The 25,906-nt window shown below is 69.4% G+C and carries 21 protein-coding genes and 2 pseudogenes; 9 read left to right on the forward strand and 14 right to left on the reverse strand.

What is annotated here, in order from left to right:
- Nucleotides 1-75 precede the first annotated feature (75 nt).
- Nucleotides 76-1,236, reverse strand: coding sequence for a bifunctional 2-methylcitrate synthase/citrate synthase (gene prpC / locus PCQ86_RS09320; RefSeq protein ID WP_135148643.1), 1,161 nt, complete (start codon nucleotides 1,234-1,236; stop codon nucleotides 76-78).
- Nucleotides 1,233-1,649: an acyl-CoA thioesterase gene (locus PCQ86_RS09325; RefSeq protein WP_088886499.1), complete on the reverse strand. Its 417-nt coding sequence runs from the start codon at nucleotides 1,647-1,649 to the stop codon at nucleotides 1,233-1,235. The genes prpC and PCQ86_RS09325 overlap by 4 nt, the downstream gene beginning before the upstream one ends.
- Nucleotides 1,650-1,750: 101 nt before the next feature.
- Here PCQ86_RS09325 and PCQ86_RS09330 point away from each other — a divergent pair, with 101 nt between their 5' ends.
- Nucleotides 1,751-3,223: a short-chain fatty acyl-CoA regulator family protein gene (locus tag PCQ86_RS09330; RefSeq protein WP_172207137.1), complete on the forward strand. Its 1,473-nt coding sequence runs from the start codon at nucleotides 1,751-1,753 to the stop codon at nucleotides 3,221-3,223.
- A 136-nt stretch (nucleotides 3,224-3,359) separates the two neighbouring features.
- A complete protein-coding gene (locus PCQ86_RS09335) occupies nucleotides 3,360-3,662 on the forward strand; it encodes a hypothetical protein (protein ID WP_011804910.1) in 303 nt (100 codons plus the stop codon).
- 124 nt (nucleotides 3,663-3,786) lie between these two features.
- On the opposite strand, the gene PCQ86_RS09340 is transcribed toward PCQ86_RS09335, so the two are convergent.
- The 3 genes from PCQ86_RS09340 to PCQ86_RS09350 all read right to left on the reverse strand — a co-directional run bounded on the left by PCQ86_RS09340 (nucleotide 3,787) and on the right by PCQ86_RS09350 (nucleotide 6,512).
- Nucleotides 3,787-4,212 (reverse strand): RNA-binding S4 domain-containing protein, encoded by a 426-nt coding sequence (locus PCQ86_RS09340; protein WP_252102463.1) that lies wholly within the window; start codon nucleotides 4,210-4,212, stop codon nucleotides 3,787-3,789.
- A 40-nt stretch (nucleotides 4,213-4,252) separates the two neighbouring features.
- The gene (locus PCQ86_RS09345; protein ID WP_270175337.1) at nucleotides 4,253-5,656 is read right to left on the reverse strand and encodes a sensor histidine kinase; all 1,404 of its coding nucleotides are present in this window, start codon (nucleotides 5,654-5,656) and stop codon (nucleotides 4,253-4,255) included.
- Nucleotides 5,657-5,828: 172 nt separating this feature from the next.
- Nucleotides 5,829-6,512: a response regulator gene (locus PCQ86_RS09350; protein WP_270175338.1), complete on the reverse strand. Its 684-nt coding sequence runs from the start codon at nucleotides 6,510-6,512 to the stop codon at nucleotides 5,829-5,831.
- Between the two features lie 147 nt (nucleotides 6,513-6,659).
- Between PCQ86_RS09350 and PCQ86_RS09355 the strand changes: the two genes are divergently transcribed.
- The 3 genes from PCQ86_RS09355 (at nucleotide 6,660) to PCQ86_RS09365 (ending at nucleotide 9,924) form a co-directional block, all read left to right on the forward strand.
- Nucleotides 6,660-7,619: a Bug family tripartite tricarboxylate transporter substrate binding protein gene (locus tag PCQ86_RS09355; RefSeq protein ID WP_011804914.1), complete on the forward strand. Its 960-nt coding sequence runs from the start codon at nucleotides 6,660-6,662 to the stop codon at nucleotides 7,617-7,619.
- Nucleotides 7,620-7,752: 133 nt separating this feature from the next.
- Nucleotides 7,753-8,304: a tripartite tricarboxylate transporter TctB family protein gene (locus tag PCQ86_RS09360; protein ID WP_270175339.1), complete on the forward strand. Its 552-nt coding sequence runs from the start codon at nucleotides 7,753-7,755 to the stop codon at nucleotides 8,302-8,304.
- A 90-nt stretch (nucleotides 8,305-8,394) separates the two neighbouring features.
- Nucleotides 8,395-9,924 carry a tripartite tricarboxylate transporter permease gene (locus tag PCQ86_RS09365; RefSeq protein WP_011804916.1) on the forward strand — a complete coding sequence of 510 codons (1,530 nt, stop codon included), beginning with the start codon at nucleotides 8,395-8,397 and terminating at the stop codon, nucleotides 9,922-9,924.
- A 46-nt stretch (nucleotides 9,925-9,970) separates the two neighbouring features.
- On the opposite strand, the gene PCQ86_RS09370 is transcribed toward PCQ86_RS09365, so the two are convergent.
- From PCQ86_RS09370 to PCQ86_RS09380, 3 genes are read right to left on the reverse strand one after another with little or no spacing between them, the layout of a single operon-like run.
- On the reverse strand, nucleotides 9,971-11,164 hold the full coding sequence (locus tag PCQ86_RS09370; protein WP_270175340.1) for a PepSY-associated TM helix domain-containing protein: 1,194 nt from the start codon (nucleotides 11,162-11,164) through the stop codon (nucleotides 9,971-9,973).
- 23 nt (nucleotides 11,165-11,187) lie between these two features.
- The gene (locus PCQ86_RS09375; RefSeq protein WP_270175341.1) at nucleotides 11,188-13,377 is read right to left on the reverse strand and encodes a TonB-dependent receptor; all 2,190 of its coding nucleotides are present in this window, start codon (nucleotides 13,375-13,377) and stop codon (nucleotides 11,188-11,190) included.
- Entirely contained in the window at nucleotides 13,374-13,634 is a 261-nt protein-coding gene (locus tag PCQ86_RS09380) for a hypothetical protein (RefSeq protein ID WP_270175342.1), read from the reverse strand. Before PCQ86_RS09380 ends, PCQ86_RS09375 begins: the two co-directional genes overlap by 4 nt.
- Nucleotides 13,635-13,941: 307 nt before the next feature.
- Here PCQ86_RS09380 and PCQ86_RS09385 point away from each other — a divergent pair.
- From PCQ86_RS09385 to PCQ86_RS09395, 3 genes and pseudogenes are all read left to right on the forward strand, one after another.
- Nucleotides 13,942-14,196 (forward strand): annotated as a pseudogene (locus PCQ86_RS09385) (PAS domain-containing protein); the annotation flags it as partial.
- 43 nt (nucleotides 14,197-14,239) lie between these two features.
- On the forward strand, nucleotides 14,240-15,118 hold the full coding sequence (locus PCQ86_RS09390) for an alpha/beta fold hydrolase (protein ID WP_103737976.1): 879 nt from the start codon (nucleotides 14,240-14,242) through the stop codon (nucleotides 15,116-15,118).
- Between the two features lie 162 nt (nucleotides 15,119-15,280).
- Nucleotides 15,281-16,210, forward strand: a pseudogene (locus PCQ86_RS09395) (rhodanese-like domain-containing protein); the annotation flags it as partial.
- Between the two features lie 101 nt (nucleotides 16,211-16,311).
- Here the strand turns inward: PCQ86_RS09395 and PCQ86_RS09400 are convergent.
- The 5 genes from PCQ86_RS09400 to hemH form a co-directional block, all read right to left on the reverse strand.
- Nucleotides 16,312-16,479, reverse strand: a complete 168-nt coding sequence (locus PCQ86_RS09400) for a hypothetical protein (RefSeq protein WP_172751380.1) — start codon at nucleotides 16,477-16,479, stop codon at nucleotides 16,312-16,314.
- 19 nt (nucleotides 16,480-16,498) lie between these two features.
- Nucleotides 16,499-17,596 carry a YeeE/YedE thiosulfate transporter family protein gene (locus PCQ86_RS09405; RefSeq protein WP_270175343.1) on the reverse strand — a complete coding sequence of 366 codons (1,098 nt, stop codon included), beginning with the start codon at nucleotides 17,594-17,596 and terminating at the stop codon, nucleotides 16,499-16,501.
- A 107-nt stretch (nucleotides 17,597-17,703) separates the two neighbouring features.
- On the reverse strand, nucleotides 17,704-18,657 hold the full coding sequence (locus PCQ86_RS09410) for a sulfurtransferase (protein WP_011804922.1): 954 nt from the start codon (nucleotides 18,655-18,657) through the stop codon (nucleotides 17,704-17,706).
- Between the two features lie 136 nt (nucleotides 18,658-18,793).
- Entirely contained in the window at nucleotides 18,794-21,247 is a 2,454-nt protein-coding gene (locus PCQ86_RS09415; RefSeq protein ID WP_270175344.1) for a Lon protease family protein, read from the reverse strand.
- Nucleotides 21,244-22,302 carry a ferrochelatase gene (hemH, locus tag PCQ86_RS09420; protein ID WP_270175345.1) on the reverse strand — a complete coding sequence of 353 codons (1,059 nt, stop codon included), beginning with the start codon at nucleotides 22,300-22,302 and terminating at the stop codon, nucleotides 21,244-21,246. Before hemH ends, PCQ86_RS09415 begins: the two co-directional genes overlap by 4 nt.
- 39 nt (nucleotides 22,303-22,341) lie before the next feature.
- On the opposite strand from hemH, the gene PCQ86_RS09425 reads away from it, so the two are divergent.
- Nucleotides 22,342-23,034: an HAD family hydrolase gene (locus tag PCQ86_RS09425; protein WP_047351404.1), complete on the forward strand. Its 693-nt coding sequence runs from the start codon at nucleotides 22,342-22,344 to the stop codon at nucleotides 23,032-23,034.
- Between the two features lie 12 nt (nucleotides 23,035-23,046).
- Here the strand turns inward: PCQ86_RS09425 and PCQ86_RS09430 are convergent, their stop codons facing one another.
- Nucleotides 23,047-25,785 (reverse strand): cation-transporting P-type ATPase, encoded by a 2,739-nt coding sequence (locus PCQ86_RS09430; RefSeq protein WP_270175346.1) that lies wholly within the window; start codon nucleotides 25,783-25,785, stop codon nucleotides 23,047-23,049.
- Nucleotides 25,786-25,906: the final 121 nt, after the last annotated feature.

The raw sequence follows: 25,906 nt of genomic DNA on the forward strand, positions 1-25,906 counted from the left end.
CTTACCTGTCAACAAATCTCATGCAAAAAGTGCTAGAAATCCACTAACGGCAAGCGCTGCCAGCTATGGTTTTTGTCAAACGCGTTCCTCGATGGGCACGAACTTCTGGTCGTCGGGGCCGGTGTAGTGGGCGCTGGGGCGGATGATCTTGTTGTCCGCGCGCTGCTCGATCACGTGCGCCGCCCAGCCGCTGGTGCGGGCGATGACGAACAGCGGCGTGAACATGGCGGTGGGCACCTGCATCATGTGGTAGCTCACGGCGCTGAACCAGTCCAGGTTGGGGAACATCTGCTTTTCCTGCCACATCACGCGCTCCAGCCGCTCGGCGATGTCGTACATCTTGGTCGAGCCGGCGGCATCCGACAGGCGCTTGGCCACGGCCTTGATGACCCCGTTGCGCGGGTCGCTCACGGTGTAGACCGGGTGGCCGAAGCCGATCACCACCTCCTTGGCCTGCACGCGGCGGCGGATGTCGGCCTCGGCCGCGTCGGGCGTGTCGTAGCGCTTCTGGATCTCGAAGGCCACTTCGTTCGCGCCGCCGTGCTTGGGCCCGCGCAGCGCACCGATGGCGCCGGCGATGCAGGAATACAGGTCGCTGCCCGTGCCGGCGATCACGCGCGCGGCGAAGGTGCTGGCGTTGAACTCGTGCTCGGCATACAGGTTCAGCGACGTGTGCATGGCGCGCACCCAGCCGTCCGAGGGCTTGTCGCCGTGCAGCAGGTGCAGGAAATGCCCGCCGATGGAGTCGTCCTGTGTCTCCACCGCGATGCGCCGGCCCGAGTTGCTGAAGTGGTACCAGTACAGCAGCATGCTGCCCAGCGATGCCAGCAGCCGGTCCGCGATGTCGCGGCTGCCGGCCAGGTTGTGGTCGTCTTTCTCGGGCAGGGCGCAGCCCAGGGCGGATACGCCGGTGCGCATCACGTCCATGGGGTGGCTGGCCGCGGGCAGTTGCTCCAGAGCGGCCTTCACGCTGCCGGGCAGGCCGCGCAGCGCGCGCAGCCGGGCCTTGTAGGCGCGCAGTTCGGCGCGCGTGGGCAGCTTGCCGTGCACCAGCAGGTGGGCGATCTCCTCGAACTCGCAGACCTCGGCGATGTCCAGGATGTCGTAGCCGCGGTAGTGCAGATCGTTGCCGCTCCTGCCCACGGTGCACAGCGCGGTGTTGCCGGCGGCCACGCCCGAGAGGGCGACGGATTTCTTGGCCCGCGGGAGGGCGGTTGCGGTGTCGGTGGTGCTCATGGAGTCTCCTGTCGGAAGGGGTGTGGCGGGGTGTTCAGGTAGGTATGCGCGATGGCCGTGGGCCGCCCGTGGGCGTTCACGGCCACCATCTCGAAGACGCCCTGCAGGGCCAGCTCGTCCGGGCAGCCCGGGGCCTGGGCCAGGCCGTGCACGCACACGGTGAGCGAGCTGCGCCCCACGCGGCTGACCCAGGCGCGCAGCGCCAGCGCCCGCCCCACGGGCACGGGGGCGCAGAACTGCACGCCGGTGACGGCGGCCATCACCACGTCGCTGCCGGCGGCGTCGCGCGCGGCCAGGAAGGCGGCGCGCGCCATGCGCTCCAGCCCCTGGCCGGCGAACAGCGTGCCGTGGTGGTTGGCATGGGCGGGGAAGACCATGTCGCGGGTTTCGAGGGTGCCTGCGGGGCTTGTCATGCTTCGCAATCTACGCACAATGGATGCCCCCCGTAAGCCCTGAATTGGCGAACGATTGCGAAGGCTTGCGGGGTGTTTTGCAAAGTTTGCGAAAGGTTGGAATGAAAAAAACCTTCATGGGTGTGCGCTTGCGCCGCCTGCGCGAGGAGAGGGGCCTGACCCAGGTGGCGCTGGCGCGGGCGCTGGAGATTTCCGCCAGCTACCTGAACCAGATCGAGCAGAACCAGCGCCCGCTGACGGTGCCGGTGCTGCTCAAGATCAACGCCGTGTTCGGCGTGGACGTGCAGCACTTTTCAGAGGGCGACGAGGCGCGCCTGATCGCCGGCCTGCGCGACGTGCTGGCCGATCTGCCGCCCGGCGCGCCGGCCGATGCCGTCTCGCTGGCCGAGGTGCGCGAGCTGGCCGCCAACATGCCCGCCGTGGCGCGTGTGCTGCTGGCGCTGCACCGCGGCCGCGCCGAGGCGCGCGAGCGCCTGGAGGCGCTGGCCGCGCACTACGGCGACGAGCGCGGCGGCGCGGCCAGCACGGCGCAGACCCCGCCCATGGCGTATGAGGAGGTGCGCGACTTCTTCTTCGCGCGCCACAACCACATCGCCGAGCTGGATGACGCGGCCGAGCACCTGGCCGCCCAGTGGCGGCTGGTGCCTGGCGCGGCCGGCGCCGCGCTGCAGGCGCGGCTGGAGCAGGCCCACGGTGTGCGTGTGGCGCTGCTGCAGGGCGGCGACGGCGACGAGGCAGGCGAGGGCGCCGCCGTGCAGCGGCGCTTCGATGCCGCCGCACGCGTGCTGTACCTGTCGCCCACGCTGCAGGGCGCGCAGCGCGCTTTCCAGATGGCGACGCAACTGGCCTTTCTGGAAGTGCCGCACCTGCTGCAGCACAGCGTGCAGGGCGCGGCGCTGTCGGGCGAGGCGGCGCGCACGCTGGCGCGCATCGGCCTGGCCAACTACTTCGCGGGCGCGCTGCTGCTGCCCTACGGCGCCTTCTTGCGGACGGCCGAGGCGCTGCACTACGACATCGAGCGCCTGGGCCAGCACTGGGGCGTGGGCTTCGAGACGGTGTGCCACCGCCTGTCCACCCTGCAGCGTCCCGGCGCGCGCGGCGTGCCGTTCTTCTTCATCCGCGTGGACCGGGCGGGCAACATCAGCAAGCGCCAGTCGGCCACGCACTTTCACTTCAGCAAGATCGGCGGCACCTGCCCGCTGTGGAACGTGTACGAGGCCTTTGCCCAGCCCGGGCGCATCGTGCGGCAGCTGGCGCGCATGCCCGATGGGCGTGTGTACCTGTGGATCGCGCGCACCGTCACGCGCAGCACCGGCGGTTGGGGCGCGCCGGGCAAGACCTTCTCGGTGGCGCTGGGCTGCGACGTGCAGCACGCGGGCCAACTGGTCTATGCGCGCGGGCTGGACCTGGCCGACCCCGAGGCGCCGGTGCCCATCGGCATGGGCTGCAAGGTGTGCGAGCGCACCGCATGCCCGCAGCGCGCGTTTCCGCCGGTGGGCCGGCCGCTGGAGGTGAACGAGGACATGGCGGGCTTTACGCCGTACCGGGTCAGCGGGGCGGCCAAAGGCGCCTGACAGCGCGGGACCAGGCGCCGGCGCAACGCCGTCAGGCCGGCTGTGTCCTACACCGTGATGCGCCCCTGGCGAAACGCCCCGCCGCAGCGGGCGTGTCTACCATGCGTGCATCTTTTTTCGGCAAACGAGGTGGGATGTGAGCCATTGGTACACGCTGCAACTGGGCAACGAGCAACAGGCCTTCGAGCCCCTGCGGCAGATTCAGCAGGTTTTCATGGCAAGGTTCCTCATGGCGCAGCCCGGCACGGGGCGGGCGCTGTTCTCGCACTTCGATGCGGCCGAGGACCGCGTGGTGCTGTTCTTCTCGCCCGCGGCCGCGGACATTGCCGTGCGCTTTCGCGCATCGCCGTGTGACCGGCCCGCGCAGGACCTGGTGCTGCTGGCGGGAGAGGGTGACGCATGGCATGACGCGGCGCAGGATGAGCGCCTGGCGGCCTGATCTTTGGGCATAGCGCTTCGGGCATAGCGCGCACGGCCCGTGTGGGCGCGCTGTGCTTTCGCGTCGTGGGGCTTTGGCGGTTGGCTGCCACAGGCTGCGGCGCTGTGCCCAAGCCATGCCCATCTCAATCGTCGATGGAGGCGCTCCAGCGGTGGTCCCAGTCATGGCGCAGGTGGTCCATGGAGCGGCGGTCGCGCTTGGTGGGGCGGCCCTCGCGCAGCGCGGCGGCTGGCTCGGGCGCCAGGCGGCGCGCTTCGGCGGCCTGCGCGCGCGCGGCGAGGCTCTCGGGCGTTTCCTCATAGAGCTGCTGCGCCACGGGCGCCGGGCCGCGGAAGTTGCTCAAGGCACGCACCACGACCGTGCGGGCGACCGCGCCCTGGCGCAGCGCGACGGTGTCGCCCGCGCGCAGTTCACGCGCGGCTTTGGCCGCCTGGCCGTTGACGGTTACGCGGCCTTTGCCGATCTCTTCCACGGCGAGGCTGCGGGTCTTGTAGAAGCGCGCGCACCACAGCCATTTGTCCAGGCGCATTGCATCGGGTGGTGTCGTCATCTGCGTGATTTTGCCTGGGGCGGCGTGCGTGAAAAACGGTTCAGGCGCCGGCCAGTGGCAGCCGCACCACGGCGTCCAGGCCCAGCACGCGGCCGTCCGCCTGGCGATTGGCGAGGGCGATGCTGCCACCCAGCGCGTGCACGATCTCCTGGCAAATTGCCAGGCCCAGGCCCGAACCCGTGCGCACGTCGCCGGCCGAAAACGGTTGGAACAGCCGCGCCGCCAGTTCGTCGTCGATGCCGGGGCCGGCGTCGGCCAGGGTGAGGACCGCCTCACCGTCCTCGCGGTGCAGCGTGACGGCGAGTTCGGTGCCGGGTGGCGCATGGCGTATGGCGTTGTGCAGCAGGTTGCGGCACAGCTCGCGCAGCATCCATTCATGCGCGCGAATGGGCGCGGCGTCGGTGGTGATGCCGAAGTCCAGGTCGCCCTGTGCGATCAGCGGCGACAGTTCCAGCGCCATCTCGCGTAGCACTGTGTCCAGCCGCGTCACGGGCACCTCGCCCTGCTGGCGCAGCTGCTCCACTTTGGCCAGCGCCAGCATCTGGTTGGCCAGCTGCGTGGCGCGGTCCACGGTGTGGCCGATTTCCTGCAGCGCCTGCGTGGGCGGCAGGTCGCCGCGCAGGGCGGACTGCACCTGCGTCTTGAGCACGGCCAGCGGCGTGCGCAACTGGTGCGACGCGTCGCGCACGAAGCGCTGCTGGTGGGCGAGCAGGCGCGACAGGCGCTGCATGACCGCGTTGGTGGCGTCGATCAGCGGCTGCAACTCGCGCGGCGCGGTGGGGGCGGCAAGGGGGGCCAGGTCGCCTTCGGTACGGGCCTGCAGGTCGCTGCTCAGTTGGCGCACCGGTTGCGTGGCGCGCTGCACCACCAGCACCACGATGCCCGCGATGAGCGCCAGCAGCAGCGCCTGGCGCGCCAGCGTGGTGTGCAGGATCTGCAGGGCCGCCGCTTCGCGCAGCTCCAGTGTTTCCGCCACCTGGATCACGGCCATGCCGCGGCCTTCGCTGCTGGCCACGGGCTGCAGCAGCACGGCCACGCGCACGGGCTGATCGCGAAAACGGTCGTCATAGAAGTCCACGAGCGCCGCATAGGGCGGGCGCTGCGGGATGGTGCCGTGCCAGGCGGGTAGTTCGGCAAAGCCGGAAATCAAGTCGCCGCGCAGGTTGGACACGCGGTAGAACATGCGGCTCTGGTTGTCGGCCTCGAAGGCCTCCAGCGCCGCGTAGGGCACGATGGCGCGCAGCTCGGCCATGTCGTCCCAGCCGCGCACGTCCAGCTGCTCGCTGATGGTCTTGGCCGAAGCCAGCAGCGTGCGGTCATAGGCAGTGTGCAGCGCGGCCAGTGCCTGGCGGTGCAGGCTGTAGGTGTTCACGCCCACGAAGAGCAGCGTGGGCAGCAGGATGCCCACGAGCAATTGGCGGCGCAGCGACTGCGGGCGCGTCATGCCGCCACCCGGCTGCGTTGCGCGTGGTGGGGAGCCTGGCGCACAGGCGCGCCCGCTCCTGTACGGTGGCGGTGGCGCAAACCATGCCAGCGCGCGCCGCGCAGCGGGCCCGGCCGGGCCTGCGGCATCGCCCGCCTGGGGGGGGAAGGCGCGCAGCGACTCACGGGCTGTTTCATGTCTCTGGCTTGAGCAGGTAGCCCAGGCCGCGCAGCGTCATCAGGGCCACGCCGGTGCCTGCGAGTTTTTTGCGCACGCGGTACACCACCACTTCGATAGCCTCGTACTGCACCTCGCTCTGGCCGGGGAAGACCAGCTCATACAGCCGCTCCTTGGCGACTGCGCGCCCCGGCTGGGCCAGCAGGGTGCGCAGCAGCGCCAACTCGCGCGGGGTGAGGTCCATGGGCGCATCGTGCAGATAGATGGCGCCGCTTTCTTTTTCATAGCGCAAGGCGCCCATCACCAGGGCGTTGGAGGCCTGTTTGTCATCTGCCGCATCGCCGCTGCGGCGCAGCAGGGCGCGCAGCCGGGCCTCCAGCTCGTCCAGGTCAAAAGGTTTGGGCAGGTAGTCGTCGGCCCCCGCGTTCAGGCCCAGCACGCGGTCGCCCACGGTGCCGCGCGCGGTCAGCAGCAGCACGGGGGTGCGCAGGCCGCCGGCGCGTGCCTGTTGCAGCACCTGCAGGCCGTCCAGGCCGGGCAGGGTGAGGTCCAGCACCACGGCGTCGGGCGGGCGCGCGCGCCATTCGGCCAGCGCGGCGCGCCCGTCCGCAAGGGCGGTGACAGCCATGCCGCGGCGCGCCAGCGAGCGCTGCAGCGTGGCCTGCATGGTGGCGTCGTCTTCGACGAGAAGCAGTTGCATCCGCGGATTAGAACGCGTTTGCGGCGGGTGGCGGTTGGCGCGCAAATCTCGGTGTTAACCCTGGTGCCGTGGACAGCCGTTTGACAGCTTGCGCGCGCATCATCGCGCCGGTCAGCGTTCCCTTTTTCTAACAAGCAAGGAGACAACATGCGTCGCGATACCTTTCTGAAGTCGCTGGCGGCACTGGCCGCCGCGGGCAGCCTGCCGCTGTCGGCCCAGGCCGCCGTGGCCGTCAAGATGATGCTGCCCGCCAACCCCGGCGGCGGTTGGGACACCACGGGCCGCGCCCTGGGCAAGGCCCTGCAGGATGCGGGCGTGGCCTCCAGCGTGACCTATGACAACAAGGGCGGCGCGGCCGGCGCCATCGGCCTGGCGCAGTTCGTGAACGGCTCCAAGGGCGACCCGAACGCGCTGATGGTGATGGGCGCCGTGATGCTGGGCGGCATCATCACCGGCAAGCCGCCGGTCAACCTGAGCCAGGCCACGCCGATCGCGCGGCTGACCAGCGAATACAACGTCTTCGTGCTGCCCGCCAACTCGCCCTTCAAGAGCATGGCCGAGGTGGTGGCGCAGCTCAAGAAGGACCCCGGCAGCGTGAAGTGGGGCGGTGGCTCGCGCGGCTCCACCGAGCACATCGCGGCGGCCATGATCGCCCGTGAAGTGGGGGTGGACCCGGCGCGCATCAACTACGTGGCTTTCCGTGGGGGCGGGGAGGCGACGGCGGCCATCCTGGGCGGCAACGTCACCGTGGGCGGCAGCGGCTACAGCGAGTTCTCCGAGTACATCGCCGCGGGCAAGATGAAGCCCATCGGCGTGACCTCGGGCCAGCGCCTGAAGGGCGTGAACGTGCCCACGCTCAAGGAGCAGGGCATCAACGTCGAGATCGGCAACTGGCGCGGTGTGTACGGCGCGCCCGGCATCACGGCCGAGCAGCGCAAGGCGCTGGTGGCAATGGTGGAGAAGGCCGTCAAGAGCAAGGCGTGGGCCGAGGCGCTGGAGAAGAACGGCTGGACGCCCGCGTGGCTGGCCGGCGACGACTTCGCCAACTTCGTGGACAGCGAGTTCGCCAGCCTGCGCGCCACCATGGTGAAGTCGGGCATGGTCTAAGCCCGGCGGCGCCGCAGTGTGCTGCGGCGCTCCTTTTTTGAGAGCTGTCAGCGCTTGATGGATAAGCGCTAGGGCCGTTTTTTGTTTGAAACCTGCGCCGCCGCGGTGCGGCGCCTTCCCGGAGGCCGCAGCCATGTCTGAGCTTTCCTCTTCCCCTCCCTCCACTCCACCCACAAGCGCCGTGCCTTCACCCGGCTGGCAGGCGGCCGTGGGTGCGGGCGTGATCCTGGTGGCCGCGGCCATGGCCTGGGGCGCGCTGGAGATCCCGGGCAACGCCGGCTATGGCGGCGTGGGCCCCAACTTTCTACCGTGGGCCTGCGCCCTGGTGTTGGCTGTGTGCGGCGGCTGGCTGATCTGGGAGGCTGCCACGGGCGGCTACCGCCAGGCGGCCGACCCGGGCGGCGCGCCGCGCGCGGCGTGGGGGCCCTTTGCATGGGTGTCGGCGGGGCTTCTGCTGAATGCGGCGCTGATCGTGGAGCTGGGCTTCATCGTGGGCTGCACGCTGTGCTATGCGCTGGCCGTGCAGGGGCTGCGCCGCGCGGGCGGGCAGACGGGCCTGCTGTCGCCGCGCGTGCTGGCCGTGGATGTAGCGACCGGGCTGGCCATCGCCGCGCCGGTGTTCTGGCTGTTCACGCAGTTCCTGGCGATCAACCTGCCGGGCCTGACCGCCAGCGGGTGGCTGTAGGCCAGGGCGCGGGAGAGTGCACATGCATGCTGACTTTGGCTGCTTCGATGGCGCCGGCGCAGGCCGCGTTCCAAACAGGGATTGAGTGCTATGGAAATCTTTGACGCATTGCTCGCAGGCTTTGCCACGGCGATCACGCCGGCAAACCTGCTGTGGGCCCTGGTGGGCTGCGCGCTGGGAACGGCCGTGGGTGTGCTGCCGGGCATCGGGCCGGCGGTGGCGGTGGCCATGCTGCTGCCCATCACGGCCAAGGTGGATATGACCGCCTCGATGATCTTCTTCGCGGGCATCTATTACGGCGCCATGTATGGCGGCTCCACGGCGTCCATCCTGCTGAACACGCCGGGCGAGACCGCCAGCATGGTCACGGCCATGGAGGGCAACAAGATGGCCAAGAGCGGGCGCGCGGGCGCGGCGCTGGCCACGTCGGCCATCGGCTCGTTCGTCGCCGGCACCATCGCCACGGTGGTGGTGACGCTGTTCGCGCCGGGCGTGGCCGAGTTCGCGGTCAAGCTCGGCCCGCCCGAATACTTCATGCTGATGGTGCTGGCCTTCACCACGGTGAGCGCGGTGCTGGGCCAGAGCAGTCTGCGCGGCATGACGGCGCTGTTCCTGGGCCTGGCGCTGGGCTGTGTGGGCATGGACCAGATCTCGGGGGCCGCCCGCTACACCGTGGGCAAGATGGAACTGCTGGACGGCATCGACATCGTGCTGGTGGCCGTGGGCCTGTTCGCCGTGGCCGAGGTGCTGTATGCGGCGCTGTACGAGGGCCGGGTGGAAGAGTCGCAGAACCAAATGGGCCGTGTGCACATGACGCGGCGCGACTGGCGCCGGTCCATTCCCGCATGGCTGCGCGGTACCGTGATCGGCACGCCCTTCGGCTGCATCCCGGCGGGGGGGACGGAGATTCCCACCTTCTTGAGCTACGCGACCGAAAAGCGTCTGGCCAAGGGCGAGGACAAGGCCGAGTTCGGCACCCGTGGCGCGATCGAAGGGGTTGCGGGCCCCGAGGCGGCCAACAACGCCACGGTGACCGCGGCGCTCATCCCGCTGCTGACACTGGGCATCCCGACCAGCAACACCACGGCCGTGCTGCTGGGGGCCTTCCAGAACTATGGGCTGAACCCCGGCCCGCAGCTGTTCACCACATCGGCCACGCTGGTGTGGGCGCTGATCGCGTCGCTGTACATCGGCAACATCATGCTGCTGGTGCTGAACCTGCCCATGGTGGGGCTGTGGGTGAAGCTGCTGAAGATTCCGCGTCCACAGCTCTACGCCGGCATCCTGATCTTTGCCACGGTGGGCGCCTACGGCATGCGCCAGAGCACGTTCGACCTGTTCCTGCTGTACGGCATCGGCTTGCTGGGCGTGCTGATGCGGCGCTTCGACTTCCCTACGGCGCCCGTGGTGGTGGGCATGATCCTCGGGCCGCTGGCCGAGGCGCAGCTGCGCAACGCGATTTCCATCGGCGAGGGCAGCTGGATGATCTTCCTGCAGCGCCCCATGGCCGTGACGCTGCTGGTGATCGTGCTGGCCGTGCTCATCGTGCCGCGCGTGCTGCGCCGCTGGGCCGAGCGCAACCTGGCCCATGCGCGCCAGAGCGTGGACGATGTGAGTTGATGGAGCGCTGCGCGTCGGCGCTACCTGCGCCGGCGCGCGCGCGGCCCTAGCGCAGCACCCGGGCCGCCACCGGGCCTGACTGGGGTGCAGGCCCGCTGCCGGGGCCTTCCTGCCGGGCCGCAGCGGCCGCGCCCTGCGGCTGCGTGCGGCGCCGCGCCACCCACAGGTACAGGCCGCTGCCCAGCACGATGATGGTGGCGATGTCGAGCACGGCCCAGAGGATCTGCATGGGCATGCCCGCGTAGTCGCCAAAGTGCAGCGGCTGCGACACCAGCAGGGCCGTCAGGTACCACGGTAGCTCCGGCGCGGCGGTGACCTTGGCGGTGCGCGCGTCGACCAGCACGGGCTCGAGCAGGCGCGAGGTGAGCGGCGCATCACCGCGCAGGAAGAAGGTGTTGTGGTGCGGGCTGGAGAAGGCCGTGCCCGGGAACGCAATGAACGACAGCCGCGTGCCCGGCGCCTGGGCCAGCGCTGCGTCCAGTGACTGCTGCAGGGAGCCGCGCTCGGCGACGGGCGTCAGCGGCTGGCCTTGGTAGGGCGCCAGCAGCGCGGTCAGCTCGTCATGCTGCCAGTATTTGACGATCAGGTCGGCCCAGGTGTTGACCACACCCGTGGCGCCGACCACGCAGGCCCACACCAGTGTCACGATGCCCAGCAGGTTGTGCAGGTCCAGCCATTTCACGCGCGTGGAGCGGTCGCGGCGCACCTCGCCGAACTGCAGCTTGCGCATGAAGGGCGCGTAGAGCACCACGCCGCTGATGATGGCGACCACCAGCAGCAGGCCCATGAACCCAAGGAACAGCTTGCCTGGCAGGCCCGCGAACAGGTCCACGTGGAGCTTGAGCATGACCCACATAAAGCCCTCGTCGAAGCGCGGCTGGGCCAGCACTTCGGCCGTGCGCGCGTCCACGGCCACGGAGCGGAAGTCGTCCGTGGGAGCCGGCGTGGGCGTGAGCGTCACAAACCACAGGTCGGTGCTGTCATCGGGCTGCGAGGCGTACTGCACCACGCGGTCCGGGTGCTGCGCCTGGGCCACCGCCAGGATGCGGTCCAGGCTGGCGCGGGGCGTGTCCGCCGGCATGGCGGGGGCCTCCACCTCGGTGCCGAGCAGGTGCCCGATCTCGTGGTGAAAGATCAGCGGCAGGCCGGTCAGGCACAGCAGCAGCATGAAGACCGTGCAGACGAGGCTGCTCCACTTGTGCAGCCAGGTCCAGGTCTTGAGGGTGTTGGGTGTCAGCATGGCGTTGGTGCGTCCGTAGGGGGTCAGAAATCCACGCTGGCGCTTAGCGTGAAGGTGCGCGGTGCGCCTACCACCAGGTAGCCTGATCCGGGGTAGCCGCCCGCCGAGGCCCAGTAGTTGCGGTTGGTGGCGTTGTCCACGCGGGCGCGCAGTGTCAGCAGCCGGCCGCCGACCTCGGTCAGATAGCGCACGCCCAGGTCCAGGCGCGTCCAGGCGGGCAGGCGCAGGGTGTTGGCATCGTCGGCGTAGCTCGCGCCGGTGTGGACCACGCGCGTGTCCAGGACGAGGCCCCGCACGCCCGGCACATCCCATTCCACTCCGGCATTGGCCTGCAGGCGCGGTACGCCGATCACGCGGTTGCCATCCAGCGATGCGGTGCCCGTGGCGCGCTGCTTGGCCTGCAGCCAGGTGGCGCCACCCAGCAGGCGCAGGCCGCGCGCGGCTTCGCCATAGACGTTGAACTCCACACCCTGGTGGCGGTCTTTGCCGGCGGCGGTGAAGACGTTGTCGGCATTCACCAGCGCACGCGGGCGCGTGGTGCTGAAGAGCGCCACCGAGCCGCCGATGCGGCCCGCGTCGTACTTGACGCCGATTTCCTTCTGTTTGGAAACGTAGGGCGCGAGCTGCTGCCCGTGGTTGACGACCGGAACGCCGTTGGCCGTGGCCGGGGCCGTTTCGCCCTGGCTCAGGCTCTCGATGTAGTTGGCGTACAGCGACAGGCGGGAGCTGGCCTTGAACACCACCCCGGCCGCGGGGCTGATGCGGCTCTTGTCGTAGCTGCCCAGCGGTGCCGAGGTGCCGTAGGCGTAGTCCTGGACCTTGATGCTCTGGTGGCGCGCACCCACGGTGAGCAGCAGCGTGTCGTCCATGAAGGCCAGCGTATCGCCCAGCGCAAAGCTGGCCAGGCGCGTGCGCCCCGTGAGGTTGGGGTTTGCCAGGTCGCCGCCATACAGCGCGCCGGCGCTGAATGCGGGAGCGGCATAGGGGGTGTAGTCATACAGGTTGGCGGGCAGCGTGTTGCCGTAATCCATCACATAGGCGTTGTCCTTCTCGAAGTCGAAATACGAGGCGGAAGCCACCCATTCGTGTCCCACGCTGCCGGTGCGCAGCTTGCCGCGCACGCCCAGCTCGCCCGTGTCCACGCGGTCTTTGCGGGTGTTGTCGAAGCGGTAGACGCTGCCCGCGCCGGTGTCGGAGTTGGTTACCCTCAGGTTCGCCAGCGAATTGGCCTCCTTGCTGCGGCGCATGCCCCAGGCACCCCAGGCGGTGATGTCGGGAGTGAGGTCGACTTCGCCGCGCAGCGTACCGAAGAGGTCGCGCTCGTTGGAATACGACCAGGGCTGGGAGAAGTTGGCCTTGGCATCGGGCGCGGCGGGGATGCTGGTGGCCAGGGGGCCTAGTGTCACGTTGCTGCGCGTACCCTTGAGCTTGTTGTCCTGCCAGCCGATGTCCCCCGACAGGCGTACGTTACGGCTGCGCCAGTCCAGCCCCACCGAAAGCAGGCCCAGGCGGCTTTCCTCGTGATCAATGGCGGTATCGCCATCGCGCAGCGCGGCATTCACGCGGATGCCGGTGCTGCCCTCGGGGCCGAAGCGGCGCGCCAGGTCGAGCGCAGCGTGCCCGTAACCTCCCGACCCGGTGCCCAGCGTCACGCGGGACAAGGGCTCGTTCGGCGCGCGCTTGGGCAGCAGGTTGATGGAGCCCCCCGCGCCGCCCCCGAAGGGCGCCGCCCCCGTGAGGAAGGTGGCGGCGCCCCGCAGGACCTCGACACGCTCGAACAGTTCGGTGGCGATGTACTGGCGCGGCAGCAGGCTGTACAGGCCGTTGTAGGCCACGTCGTCGGAGCCGACCACGAAGCCGCGAATGAAATACGCCTCCTGGAAGTTGCCGAAGCCCCGCGCCATGCGCACGCCAGAGTCGTTTTGCAGCACTTCGCCCACGCTGCGGGCCTGCTTGTCCTGGATGAGTTCGTTGGTGTACGCGGTGATGCTGAAGGGCGTCTCCTGCGGGTCGCGCGTCCCCAGGATGCCGACACGCCCGCCGCGCGCCACCTGGCCGCCCGCATAGGTTGGCGACAGGCCCTGGGCCGACGCGTCGGCGCTGGCGTTGACCTCAACGGTGGGGAGTTCGGGCGCGGATGGCGTGCCCTGCGCATGCGCCATGGACTGCACCGCGACAAAGATGGCCAGGGCTAAAGGGGTGGGGCGGTTCATGGTTGTGATGGGCGGGAGGAAACAGAGTCAGGGGCGGCGCAGGGCTTGGCGCGCGGGACCAGCGCGCACCAGGTCATCACGGCAACGGGCAGGCCAAGCGCGAACCATGACCAGCGGTCGCCCCAGTGGTCGGACACCAGTGCGCTCAGCAAGCCGCTGGCGGTGAGCACGCCCAGCACGCACGGCCAGAGCCAGAGGGAGGGCCGCGATGGCGCGGGAGGCCGCGGGGTGGACGGGGAAAGGCGGGTGTCGTTCATGGTTGGGCCGGTCAACAGCGGTGGGCGTTAAGGGCGTGCAGAAGCTGTGCGCTGACGTTAAAGGTCATAAGAACGAGAGTGATTGGTGTTTATGTTTCTAGGCGCATCGCTGCCTCGTTCATCGCCCTAGAAAGAGTGCGCCGGGTACCGCCGCGCAAGCGCAGCGCGGCCAGCGCCCGGGGGACGGCCGCCCCCGGGACCTCCCCACCAGAGAGCACGCTTGCACAGGCGCGGAGTATAGCTCTATGTTGAGAATGGTTCTTATTAATTTGCAATGCGCGTCGAACGCCGGCGTTACCATCCGACCATGCCCCTGCATACCGACGCCTCGCCCTTGCCGCTGGATGCGCAGGGCATCCTGAAACTGGCTGCGCGCTCCATGTTCCAGCTCTTTTCCACCATGAGCCAGGGCATGTTCCTCGTGGACCTGAGCGGGCGCATCGTGTGGGTCAACGAGGGCTATCGCCGCTTCCTGCCCGACCTGGGCGTGCATTCGGTCCATGACTTCGTGGGCCGCATGGTGGAGGAGGTGATTCCCAACACCCAGATGCGCCAGGGTCTCGCCGCCCGCGGCGATCACACTCTCCCTGCACAAAGGCTGCACCATGTCCTTCGTCTCGCGCTACGTGCGCTGCGCCGGCTATGAAATCCACCTGACCGACTGGGGCGCGCCCGGCGCGCCGGTGGTGGTAGCCTGGCATGGCTTGGCACGCACCGGACGCGACATGGACGAGCTGGCCGCACACCTGGCGGCCCATGGCTGGCGCGTGTTGTGCCCCGACACCCTGGGTCGCGGCCTGAGCCAGTGGAGCCGTGATCCGCAGCGCGAATACACGCTGGCTTTCTATGCACGCGTTGTGGAGGAGCTGCTGGACCAGCTGGGTGTGCAGCGGGTGCAGTGGGTGGGTACGTCGATGGGCGGCGCCATCGGCACCGTGTGCGCCGCCGGCCTGCTGGCGCCGCGCCTGCACGGGCGCATCACGCACCTGGTGCTCAACGACAATGCCCCGCAGCTGGCCGGCCCCGCGCTGGAGCGCATCAAAGCCTATGCGGGCCAGCCGCCCCAGTTCGATACCGTGATGGAGCTGGAGGCCTTCTTTCGCCGCACCTACGCGCCGTTCGGCTGGCTCAGCGATGCGCAGTGGCTGCGCCTTACCGAGACCTCGCTGCGCCGCCTGCCCGATGGGCGCGTGACCCCGCACTACGACCCGGCCATGGTGCAGCAGTTCACGCGGCATGAGAACGACTATCTCGTTTGGCCGCACTACGACCGGCTCGACATTCCCGTGCTGTGCCTGCGCGGGGCCGAGTCCGACCTGGTGCTGCCCGCGGTGGTGCAGGAGATGCAGCGCCGGGGCCCGGGCGCACGCGGCCTGCTGGAGGTGGTCGAGGTGCCGGGCTGCGGCCACGCGCCCGCGCTCAACGTGCCGCAGCAACTGGCCTGGGTGCAGCGCTTTTTGCAGGGCCAGCCCGCGCAGGGATGAAGCGGCGCACGGCTTGCGCGGTGTGCCTGCATTGTTGCCATCCACGCAACGCAGTTTCCTTATTTCAGGTCTCACTCGGCGCAGCCGTTGCGGCTAGCATGTGAGACTTGCATTGCATGGGCGTCAGCGGCGACGCCGGCACGGCATGAAGGGAACCGCGACATGGGTTTTCTGGTGGATCTGATTCGCGAATACGGCCTGGGTGTCGTGTTCCTGAACGTGCTGATCGAGCAGCTGGGTGCGCCCATTCCCGCCTACCCGGTGCTGGTGGTCACGGGGGCGGTGGCGGGCGACGACTGGCAGCATGGCGCACGCATCGTGCTGTTGGCTGTGGCGGCCGCGCTCATTGCCGACCTGCTGTGGTACCAGGCCGGCAAGTCCTACGGCCATCGTGTGCTGGGGCGCATCTGCCGCATTTCGCTGTCGCCCGATGCCTGCATCCGCCAGACGGAGTCGCTCTACGGCCGCTGGGGCCCCAAGTCGCTGCTGATTGCCAAGTTCGTTCCGGGCTTTGCGTCTATCGCCAGGGCGCTTGCGGGTGTGGTGGGCACGCCGCGGTCGGTCTTCGTGCTGTACGACACGCTGGGTGCGTTGATCTGGGTGGGCTCGGCAGTGTTGCTGGGATCGCTGTTCAGCACCACGGTCGAGGATCTGCTGGCCGTGCTCACAGCGCTGGGCCAGGGGGGATTGGTATTGCTGGCGGTGAGCCTGGGCGTGTTCATTCTGCGCAAGTGGTGGCAGCGCCAGCGCACGGTGCGCTCGCTGAAGATGCCTCGCGTGTCGGTGCAAGAGTTGCGCGGCATGCAGGCCCAGGGGGCCATGCCCACGGTGATCGATGTGCGCACGGGTCAGGCCTACAGCGCGGGCCATATTCCCGGCGCCCAGGCGTGGGAGCTGCGCCCCCGGGACGCGGCAGCACCCCACGCCCATCTATTGCCGCACGACGCGCATCCGCACGGCGTGGTCATTTATTGCGACTGCCCGGCAGAGATATCGGCCGCCCGGTTGGCGCGCCAGCTACAGCGCGCAGGCTTTTCCAACGTGCGCCCGCTGCTGGGCGGGCTGCAGGCCTGGCAGGACGCAGGGTTCGAGAGTGGCCAAGCCGTCTGCCGATACGCCCTGACACCGCTCGCCGCGCCAAGCAACAAGGCCTCCGTGTGGAGGCCTTGTTGCGTTGTGCGCGGAGAAGGACGTCAGTCCGGCATGGAGCAGTGCCCGCCCGAGGCGGCCTTGCCCGAGCCGGCCGCGATCAGCGGCGCCTCGAAGCGCAGGTCCACCGGGGCGGAGTTGCTGTAGTCCCAGGCCAGGAAGGCGGCGAGCACGGCCCAGAAGGTCAGGCGCAGTGTGGTGTGTCGTGTCATGGCGTTGTGCTCCTCCGGTTCAGAAGCCGAAATGGCGGCGGATGCGCAGGCCGAAGATCGTTCCTGCGAAGGCCAGCGGCACCCAGATCCAGCCGTGGATGCTGCCCGTGGAGATGCCCGACAGCATGGCGCCGACGTTGCAGCCGAAGGCCAGGCGCGAGCTGTACCCCAGCAGCAGGCCCGCGACCAGGGCCACTGCCCATTGCGTGCCCGTCAGCGCCTTGGCCGTGACCGGCTTGCCGGCCGACACCCACAGAGCGCCCCCGAGGATGCCGATGTTGGTGATGCTGGTCACGTCCAGCAGCACGGTCTCCTGCAGACGGGCGGCATTGCCGGGCTGGCTCCAGAACCAGTTGCCCGCCAGGTCCGCGGCACCGCTGGCCTGGGCGAGTTTTGCCGCCCACAGGCCAAAGCCGTACACCACACCCCAGGGCTGGCCGGCGATCACCAGGTTCAGCGTGGCCAGCAGCGCCAACAGCACGGCGCCCACGATCCACCTGCGCACCAGCAGCGGCTGGGGCTGCGTGCCTTGCGGCCCCTGGGCGCGGCGCGCATACCAGCGCACCCCCACCGCGACCACGGCCAGCACCGCCAGCGTGATCAACAGTGCCTGTTGCCAACCGAAGCGATTGACCAAACCGACGGGCTGCGCGCGGCCGAGGTCCAGCCAGAAGCCCAGGTGCATTGAGCCCAGGAAACTGCCGAGCGCGAACAGCGGCAGGATCGCCGCGTTCATTGGAATGCCCAGGCCCGCCTTGTACAGCGTGCCGCTGCCGCAGCCGTCGGCAATCTGCATGCACAGCCCGAACACGAAGGCGCCGACCAGCAGGCTCACGCTGGGTGGGCCCAGGGCGGCCGTCAGTTCAGGGAAGTGGCCCAGCAGCGGCATGGCCAGTGCGGCGGCCAGTGCCAGCATCAGCAGCTGGCCCATGACGCCGCTGGCGTCCTTGTCCTCGATGAGCATGCGCCAGCCCGTGGTGAAGCCAAAGCGCTGGCCGGCCAGCACCGCGCCCAGGCCCAGACCTACGGCGAACAGGGCCGCTTGCCGCACGGACACGGTCCACAGCAGCCAGCCCAAGAAAATGGCCAGCAGGGCCGCAAGAGGGAGTCGTTTCATGGAAGAGGGCCAGAGATTCAAAAAAGTGAGCTGCTAGCGCTTTCCTGGCAAGCGCTAGAGGCCGATTTGACTATGAAGCTGTCAGGTGCCCAGCGCAGTGGGCTGGCTTACTTGAGCTTGCGTTCCCACCACTGCTTGGCGTCGTAGGCCAGTGCCTCGGCGCGGGTGGGCTGGTTCGCCATCAGCGGCGGCTCCTGGGACTGGGTCCAGTCCACCATGGAGCCGGCATACAGCTTCACACCGGGCAGGCCCGCCACTTCGGACAGGCCGAACCAGTCGGTGGCCGCCCAGTGGCCGGTATTGCAGAACGCGACCATGTCCTGGCCCTGTTCGCGCTTGACCTTGGCGGCGATCTGCCGGGCCGTCGCCGCATCCACGAAGGTGGAGGTGCCGGGAACGAACCACTGGTTGAAGTCCAGCTGCTGTGCGCCCGGCAGGGTGCCAGACACCTTGGCCGCGGGCGCACGCACCTTGCCCTGGTAGAAGGCATCGGGGCGCGAATCCACCAGTGCGGCGTTGCTCAGGCGAATGTGCTGGCCCACGTCCTCGCGCGTGGCCAGCAGACGGGTGTCCAGCGTGGGCGTGTACTGGCTGGCCGCGACCTGTGGCACCTCGGCCGTCAACGGAAGCTGGGCTTGGCCCCAGGCCTTCATGCCGCCATTGAGGATGGAGAGTTCCTTGAGGCCCAGCAGCTTCAGCGTCCAGTACACGCGCGCCGCCGCGCCGAAGTCCGTCGGGTCCGCGCCCGTGGAGACCACCACGGCATGCGTGGTGGGCGTGAGCCCCAGCGACTGCACCAGCGCGGTGAGCCGGGGCAGGTCGGGCAGTTCACCCGGGTTGCTGGCGGGGCCGCGCCACTTGCCGTAGGGGGCATTCACCGCACCCGGAATGTGCTGGGCGCCGTAGCTGGCGGGGTCGCGGATGTCGATCACGCGCGGCGGCGTGGCCTGCGTTGTCTGGGCCTTCAGTTCGGCGGGCGTCAGCAGTGGCTGGGCTGCCCACGCCGCAGGGGCCACATGGGCGGCCGTGGCGAATACCGCGAGGGCGAGCAGTTTTTTCATGGCGATCTCGAAAACAGTCGTTCAGGGAAGGGCGTAATTGTCCCGCGCCCTTGAGCCTCATCAACGACAGAATCGGATTGTTCTTATAGCCAATATGGATAAGCCAGGCCCGGCCCACCGCGGCGCCGGGCGGCTTTCAGAGGCCGCCGCCGAGCCTGCGCGGCACGCGCCGCCGCCCCAGCGCCATGGCCTGCCACGCGCGGCGGTAGGCCAGCAGCGTGCTTTCGGCGCGCGCCCGCACGCTGCCTTCCCACGGCTCGCCGGGGGTGAGGCCCGCGTGCGTGCCAGTGAGCAGCGCAATGCCCTCGCTGACGTGCTGCGCCGTATAGACGTGAAAGCGCCCCGCCGCTACCGCATCCACCACGGCCGGCGAGAGCATCAGGTGGCGCTGGTTGCGTGCCGGAATCAGCACGCCCTGCGTGCCGGTCAGGCCCGCGTGCGCGCACACGCGGAACCAGCCCTCGATCTTCTCGTTCAGCCCGCCCACGGGCAGCACCTCACCGTGCTGGTTGAGCGCGCCGGTGACCGCGATGTCCTGGCGCAGCGGCAGGCCCGACAGCGACGACAGCAGGGTATACAGCTCGGCGCAGGAGGCCGAGTCGCCCTCAATGCCGCTGTACTCCTGCTCCAGCACGATGGACGCGTTGAGCGCCAGCGGCGCCAGGTGTCCGAACAGCGCGCTGAAATAACTGTGCAGGATGAGCACGCCCTTGTCGTGGATCGGGCCGGACAGCTCGACCTCGCGCTCGATGTTGACCAGACCTTCCTGGCCTGCATGCGTGCGCGCGGTGATGCGCACGGGAAAGCCGAAGCGGTAGTCGCCCAGGTCGATCTGCGTGAGCGCATTCAACTGGCCGACGCGCGTGCCATCCAGCGTGATGAGCAACTCGCCCTCGGCAATCGATTCGTGCAATGCCTCCTCGGGGGCGTTGTGGCGCTGGCGCTTGGCGATCAGCGCGGCTTCCACGTCGGCCGCATCGGTCAGCGCCGCGCCGCGTGCCCGCGCCTGGGCCGCGCTTTCGAGCAGCAGGGCTTCCAGCAGGGAAAAGCGCGCGCTCTGGCGCGACTGGTCGTCGGCCTCGCGGTGGGTGAATTCCAGCAGGCGGGCCACGGCCGCGGCGCTGCAGTGCGGCAGGCCGCGGCGGGCGCACGCGCGTGCGATGAACACGGCGCTGGCGTAATGCGTCTGGGCGCTGGCGGTGAAGCGCTCGGCAAAGTCCACCTTCACGCGAAAGCGCTGCGCCAGGTCTTCGTCGCCCTCCTGCAGCACGTAATACTCGACGGCGGTGCCGATCAGCACGAGCTTGACGTCCACATCCACGCCCTCGGGCTGCAGCGCCACTGTCGGCCCACCACCGCCATGGCTGGCGGCGGTGTCCTCGACCGCCAGGCGGCTGCAGCGCAGGAAGCGGCGCAGCCGCTCCCACAGCGGCGTATCGCCCAGCAGGTCGCGCAGGAACAGCATCAGGTAGCCGCCGTGCGCACGCAGCAGGCCGCCGGCGTGGATGCTGGAGAAATCGGCATACGGCGCGTCTTCGCCGGATTCGTACTGGATGTGGCCGAACAGGTTGCGCAGCTGCGGGTTGTCTTCGACCACCACTGGCGCGCCCTTCAGGGAAGCGTTGTCCACCGCCAAGTTCACTTGGCACAGCGCCAGCAGGTTGGCCAGTTGGTCGCGGCGCTCCTCTTCCTGCGGATCGTCGGGCTGCTCGCCTTCGTGAGGCACGAAGAGCTCAAGGTCGTCGAGCACCTCGCGCTGCACCTGGTCGAGCCAGCGTCCCAGCTTGACCGCGTCCTTGATCTGCTTGCGCAGGCCCTGGCGGATGTCGTCCAGACCGTGCGTCACCAGCGGGCCGGCGCTCTGGCGCAGAAGCTGCGCCAGCGCATCGTCGCGCGCGCGCTCCAGCGGGCGGGTCTGTTCCAGGAAGCGCACGATCTCGGCGCGCAGTTCCTGCTCGGCCAGCTCGATGGCGGCGCGCTCGGGTGCGCCGAGCGCTGCGCCATCGGCCTCCGTCAGCGGCTCGCCGCCCGGGCCCAGCAGGGTGAACACCATCTGCCCTTGTTCACGCGACAGGCGAAACCGCCGTGCACGCGCGAAGTCGGCCAACTGGCTGAAGGCGCGCGCCTCGTCGCTCTGGTAGCGCTTGTGGATACGCTCGCGCTCGTTCTTCACGTCCGGCGCAGCCAGGCGCTTGGGGATCTCCGCCTCCAGCTGGCGGCTCCAGCTCGCCATCTGGTCGCGCAGCTGGCGCCCCTGGCCCGCGGGCAGGCGCAGGGCGCGTGGACGTTCGGGTGCGTCGAAATCGTGCAGAAAGCACAGGTCCGGCGGCACGGGCCGGCTGGCGGCCGCTTCGTCCATGGCCTGGCGCATCAGGGAGGCACGGCCGCTGCCGACCTCGCCCAGCACGAACAGGTGGTAGTCGGGCTGCTGCATGGTCAGCCCGAACCGGGCCGCATCGAACGCGCGCTGCTGGCCGATCCACGGCAGGGGCTCGGCCACCAGCGCGCGCGTGTCGTCAAAGCCCAGGCTCTCGGGGCGGATGCTCAGGCGCAACTGGCCGGGTGCGAGTGCCGTGCAGGGCGCGCTCATGGCTGGCTCCAGCCCGCCAGGTGCTGTTGTGCAATGCGGCTCAAGGCGGTGATCCAGGCGGGGTTGTCGTTCAGGCAGGGGATGTAGCGGAAGTCCTGGCCGCCTGCGTGCAAGAAGGCCTCGCGTGCCTCCTGGTTGATCTCCTCCAGCGTTTCCAGGCAGTCACTGGTGAAGCCCGGGCACATCACGTCCACGCGGCGCGTGCCGCCCTGTGCCAGCGCCACCAGCGAGGGTTCGGTGTAGGGCTCCAGCCAGCGGGCCTTGCCAAAGCGCGACTGGAAGGTCAGCAGGTACCGGTCTTCGCCCAGCCCCAGCGCCTGCGCGAGCAGCCGGGCCGTGGTGCGGCATTGCTCCGCGTAGGGGTCGCCCAACCGCACATTGCGTTCGGGAATGCCGTGAAAACTCATCACCAGCTTGTCCGCCGGGCCGCCCTCGCGCTGCCAGTGCGCGCGCACCGACTGGGCCAGCGCGGCAATGTAGTCCGGGTGGTCGTGGTAGTCGTTCACGAAGCGCAGCTCGGGAAAGCAACGCGAGCGGCGCACCCACGCGGCCACGTCGTCGAACACGCTGGCGGTGGTCGTGGCCGAGTACTGCGGGTACAGCGGCAGCACCAGCGCGCGGCGCACGCCGGCGTCCTGCAGCACCTGCAGTTGCGCACCAATGGCCGGCTGACCGTAGCGCATGGCGGGCAGTACCCGCACCGGCTGGCCGGCCTCGCCCAGCCAGCCGCGCAGCATCACCGCCTGCTTGGCCGTCCATACGGCGAGCGGGGAGCCTTCTTCCGTCCAGATGCTGGCGTACTTGGCGGCCGACTTGGCCGGCCGCGTGCGCAGGATGATCCCGTACAGCAGAGGCAGCCACAGCGCCCGCGGAATTTCCACCACCCGCGGGTCGCCCAGGAACTGCGCCAGATAGCGGCGCAGCGCTGGTGCGGTGGGGGCGTCTGGCGTGCCCAGGTTGCACAGCAGAATGGCGGTGCTTTCGCGTGCTGCGGCGGTCTGGATCGAAGAGGCTGAGGCCGTCTGGGCGGCATGGTGAGAAGGCGAGGCGGGCATGCGGTGATTGTGGCAAATGCCGGGCGGTATGCTCGGTCCATGCTCGATATTTCCCGCATCCGCGCCATCACTCTTGACCTGGATGACACCCTATGGCCTATCTGGCCCACCATTGCGCGGGCTGAGAAGGTGCTGATCGAGTGGCTGCTCACGGTAGCGCCCGGCGCCTCGGCGCTGCTGGCGTCGCCCGATACGTCCCGCATGCTCCGTGCGCAGGTGGCGTCCGCCCATGCGCACCTATCGCACGACCTGACGGTGCTGCGCCGCGAGACCATCCGCGCAGCGCTGCGCCAGGCGGGCGAGGACGAGTCGCTCACGGACCAGGGGTTCGACGTGTTCTTCGCCGAGCGCCAGCGGGTGGAGCTGTTCGACGATGCGATAGCGGCGCTGGAATTCCTCTCGGCGCGCCACCCGGTGGTGGCGCTGTCCAATGGCAATGCGGACCTGCAGGCCATCGGCATCGGACAGTACTTTCGCGCCAGCATCAGCGCCCGCGAGTTCGGTATTGCCAAGCCCGACCCCCGCATCTTCCATGAGGCGGCGCGGGTGCTGGACCTGCCGCCCGCGGCCGTGCTGCACATAGGCGACGATGCCACGCTGGATGCGCATGGCGCGCTGGGCGCCGGCATGCAGGCGGCCTGGCTCAATCGGGGCGATGCGGCGTGGCCGCACGCGGTGGCGCCCCCTGCCACCGTGCGCGACCTGGCCGCGCTGTGCCGTCTGCTGGGGTAGGCGTGGTCCGTGTCAGCGATGGGCGCGGCGTGCGCGCCAGCGCCGCAGAGCCGCCTTTTCCAGTTCGGCCAGCGTGAAGACGGCCAGCCCGGCCAACAGGACGCGCGACCATTCCTGCACAGACAGGTCCGTGGAGCCGAACACGGCCTGCATCCAGGGCAGGTGCACGAAGCCCAGTTGCAGCAGCGCACAGAGGGCGATGGTCAGCGGCACCTTGGGATTGCCCAGCAGGCCCTCGCGCGACAGCACGCTGCGCTCGATGTGCCGGCTGTTGAGCAGGTAGAACATCTCCATCACCACCACCGCGCTGACAGCCATGGTGCGCGCGGTTTCGATCGCAGCGCCGTTGGACAGCTCCCACAGGAACAGCCCGAGCGAAGCCGCCGCCATGCAAACCGCCACCATGAGCACACGCCACGCGAACAGGCCGGACAGCAGCTTTTCTTGCGGAAGCCGTGGAGGGCGGCGCATGACGTCGTCCTCCGCAGGCTCGAATGCCAGCGCCACGCCCAGCGTGCTGGACGTGACCAGATTGATCCACAGCACCTGCGCCGCGGTGAGCGGCAGCAGCAGGCCAAATGCGATGGCGGAAAACACGATCAGCGCCTCGCCCCCATTGGTGGGCAGCATGAACAAGATGAATTTGCGCACGTTGTCGTAAATGCCCCGGCCCTCGCGCACCGCATGGCCCAGCGTGGCGAAGTTGTCGTCGGTCAGCACCATGGCGGCCGCGTCCTTGGCGGCCTCGGTACCGTTCCTGCCCATGGCGACTCCCACGTCGGCGCGCTTGAGTGCGGGCGCGTCGTTCACGCCGTCGCCCGTCATGGCCACGACTTCACCGCGGGACTGCAGGGCTTGCACCAGGCGCAGCTTGTGTTCGGGACTGGCACGGGCGAACACGTCCACGCTGGCCACCACGTCACGCAAGGCGGCGTCGTCCAGCAGCTCGATCTCGGCGCCCGTGAGGGCGGGGCGGCCCAGGCCGATGCCCAGCTGCGCGCCAATCGCACGTGCGGTTTCGCCGTGGTCGCCGGTGATCATCTTCACGCGTACGCCCGCGGCCTGGCATTCGGCCACGGCGGCCACGGCCTCGGGGCGCGGCGGGTCCATGCTGCCCAGCAGTCCGAGCAGCGTGAAGCCGCCCTCCATGTCGGCGAACTGCAGCGCGTGCCGCTGCGCCGGCACGCGCTTGATGGCGATCGCCAGCACGCGCAGCGCCCGCGCCGCGCAGTCGTTGGCCGCGCGGCGCCAGTAGTCGTGCTGCAGCGGGGCATCGGTGCCCGCGCCATCGGCGGGCCACTGGCGCTGTGCGTTGCACATGTCCAGCACACGCTCGGGCGCTCCTTTCACCAGGATCACCGCATGCCCCGCGTGGTCGTGGTGCAGTGTGGCCATGAAGCGGTGCTCGGACTCGAACGGTATGGCGTCGATGCGCGGCTGGCGCGCATGCAGCGCCGTGGCGTCCAGCCCCGCCTTGAGCGCCAGGGTGACGAGCGCGCCCTCCGTCGGGTCGCCCGTCAGGCTCCAGCCCTGGGGTCCGTCGTGCAGCGTGGCGTCGTTGCACAGCAGCGCCACCTGGGCCACGGACTGCAGGGCAGGGTGTTCTTGCGCAGTGATGGGCACGCCCCCGATGAGGAAGCCCCCCTGCGGCGCATAGCCGCTGCCGGTCACCTCTATGACATGGTCGGCGGTCACCACGCGCTGCACGGTCATCTCGTTGCAAGTGAGGGTGCCGGTCTTGTCGGAGCAAATCACCGTGACGGCTCCCAGCGTTTCCACTGCCGGCAGGTGGCGGATGATGGCGTTGTGCTGCGCCATGCGCCGCACGCCCATGGCCAGGGTGATGGTCATGATGGCGGGCAGCCCCTCGGGGATGGCCGAGGCCGCCAGCGCCACGGCCATCATGAACATGTCCGCGGGTGCCTGAGCGCGCCAGAGCACCCCGATGGCGAACGTGGCGAGCACGAACAGCCCGATGGCCAGCGCCAGCCAGCGGCTGAACTGCGCGATCTGCCGCAGCAGCGGCGTGGTGCTCGCCTGCACCTGGGCCAATAGCGTGCTGATGCGCCCCAGTTCACTGTTCGTGCCCGTGGCCACCACGGTGCCCAAAGCGGTGCCCGCGGCCACCAGCGTGCCGGAGTAGAGCATGCTGCGGCGGTCGCCCAAAGCGGCGTCGGCTGCCACGGCGGCTTCGTCCTTGTCGCAGGGCACGGACTCGCCCGTCAGCACGGCCTCGTCGGCGCGCAGGCTGCGGGCCGTGAGGATGCGCAGGTCCGCGGGCACCTTGTCGCCGGACGCGAGGATGACGATGTCGCCCGGCACGAGCTGGTCGGCGTCCACCAGTTGGCGCTCCCCCCCGCGCAGCACCGTGGCCTGGTGCGAGAGCATGTGGCGTATCGCGTCCAGCGCCGACTCGGCCTTGCCCTCCTGCAAGAAACCGATGATCGCGTTGACGATCACGGCCCCCAATAGCACCCCGGTGTCGATCCAGTGCGCCAGTGCCGCGGTGACCGTCGCGGCAGCGAGCATCACGTAGATCAGCACGTTGTGAAATTGCTGCAGCAGGCGCAGCCAGGCCGGTCGGCGCGGCGGCGCGGGCAGGCGGTTGGGGCCGAAGCGTGCCAGGCGCCGCGCCACCTCGGCATGCGCCAGGCCGTGGCGGTCGTCGGTTTGCAGCCGTTGCAGCGCTTCGCCAGCGGAAAGCGCATGCCACGGGGTGTCGCGGGCATCGGTGGATGGAGGCAGGTGCATGCAGGGCGGACGCCGGACGACGCGACTGGTCGAGTGAACCCAGTCTAGGTCCGCAGGCGTGGACCGTGCCAATGCCCCAGTGCCAGGCCGGGGAAAGTGGCCGCTATTGGCCTTCTTTTGC

Source organism: Diaphorobacter sp. ED-3, assembly GCF_027625375.1.
Classification (GTDB): Bacteria; Pseudomonadota; Gammaproteobacteria; order Burkholderiales; family Burkholderiaceae_C; genus Diaphorobacter; species Diaphorobacter nitroreducens.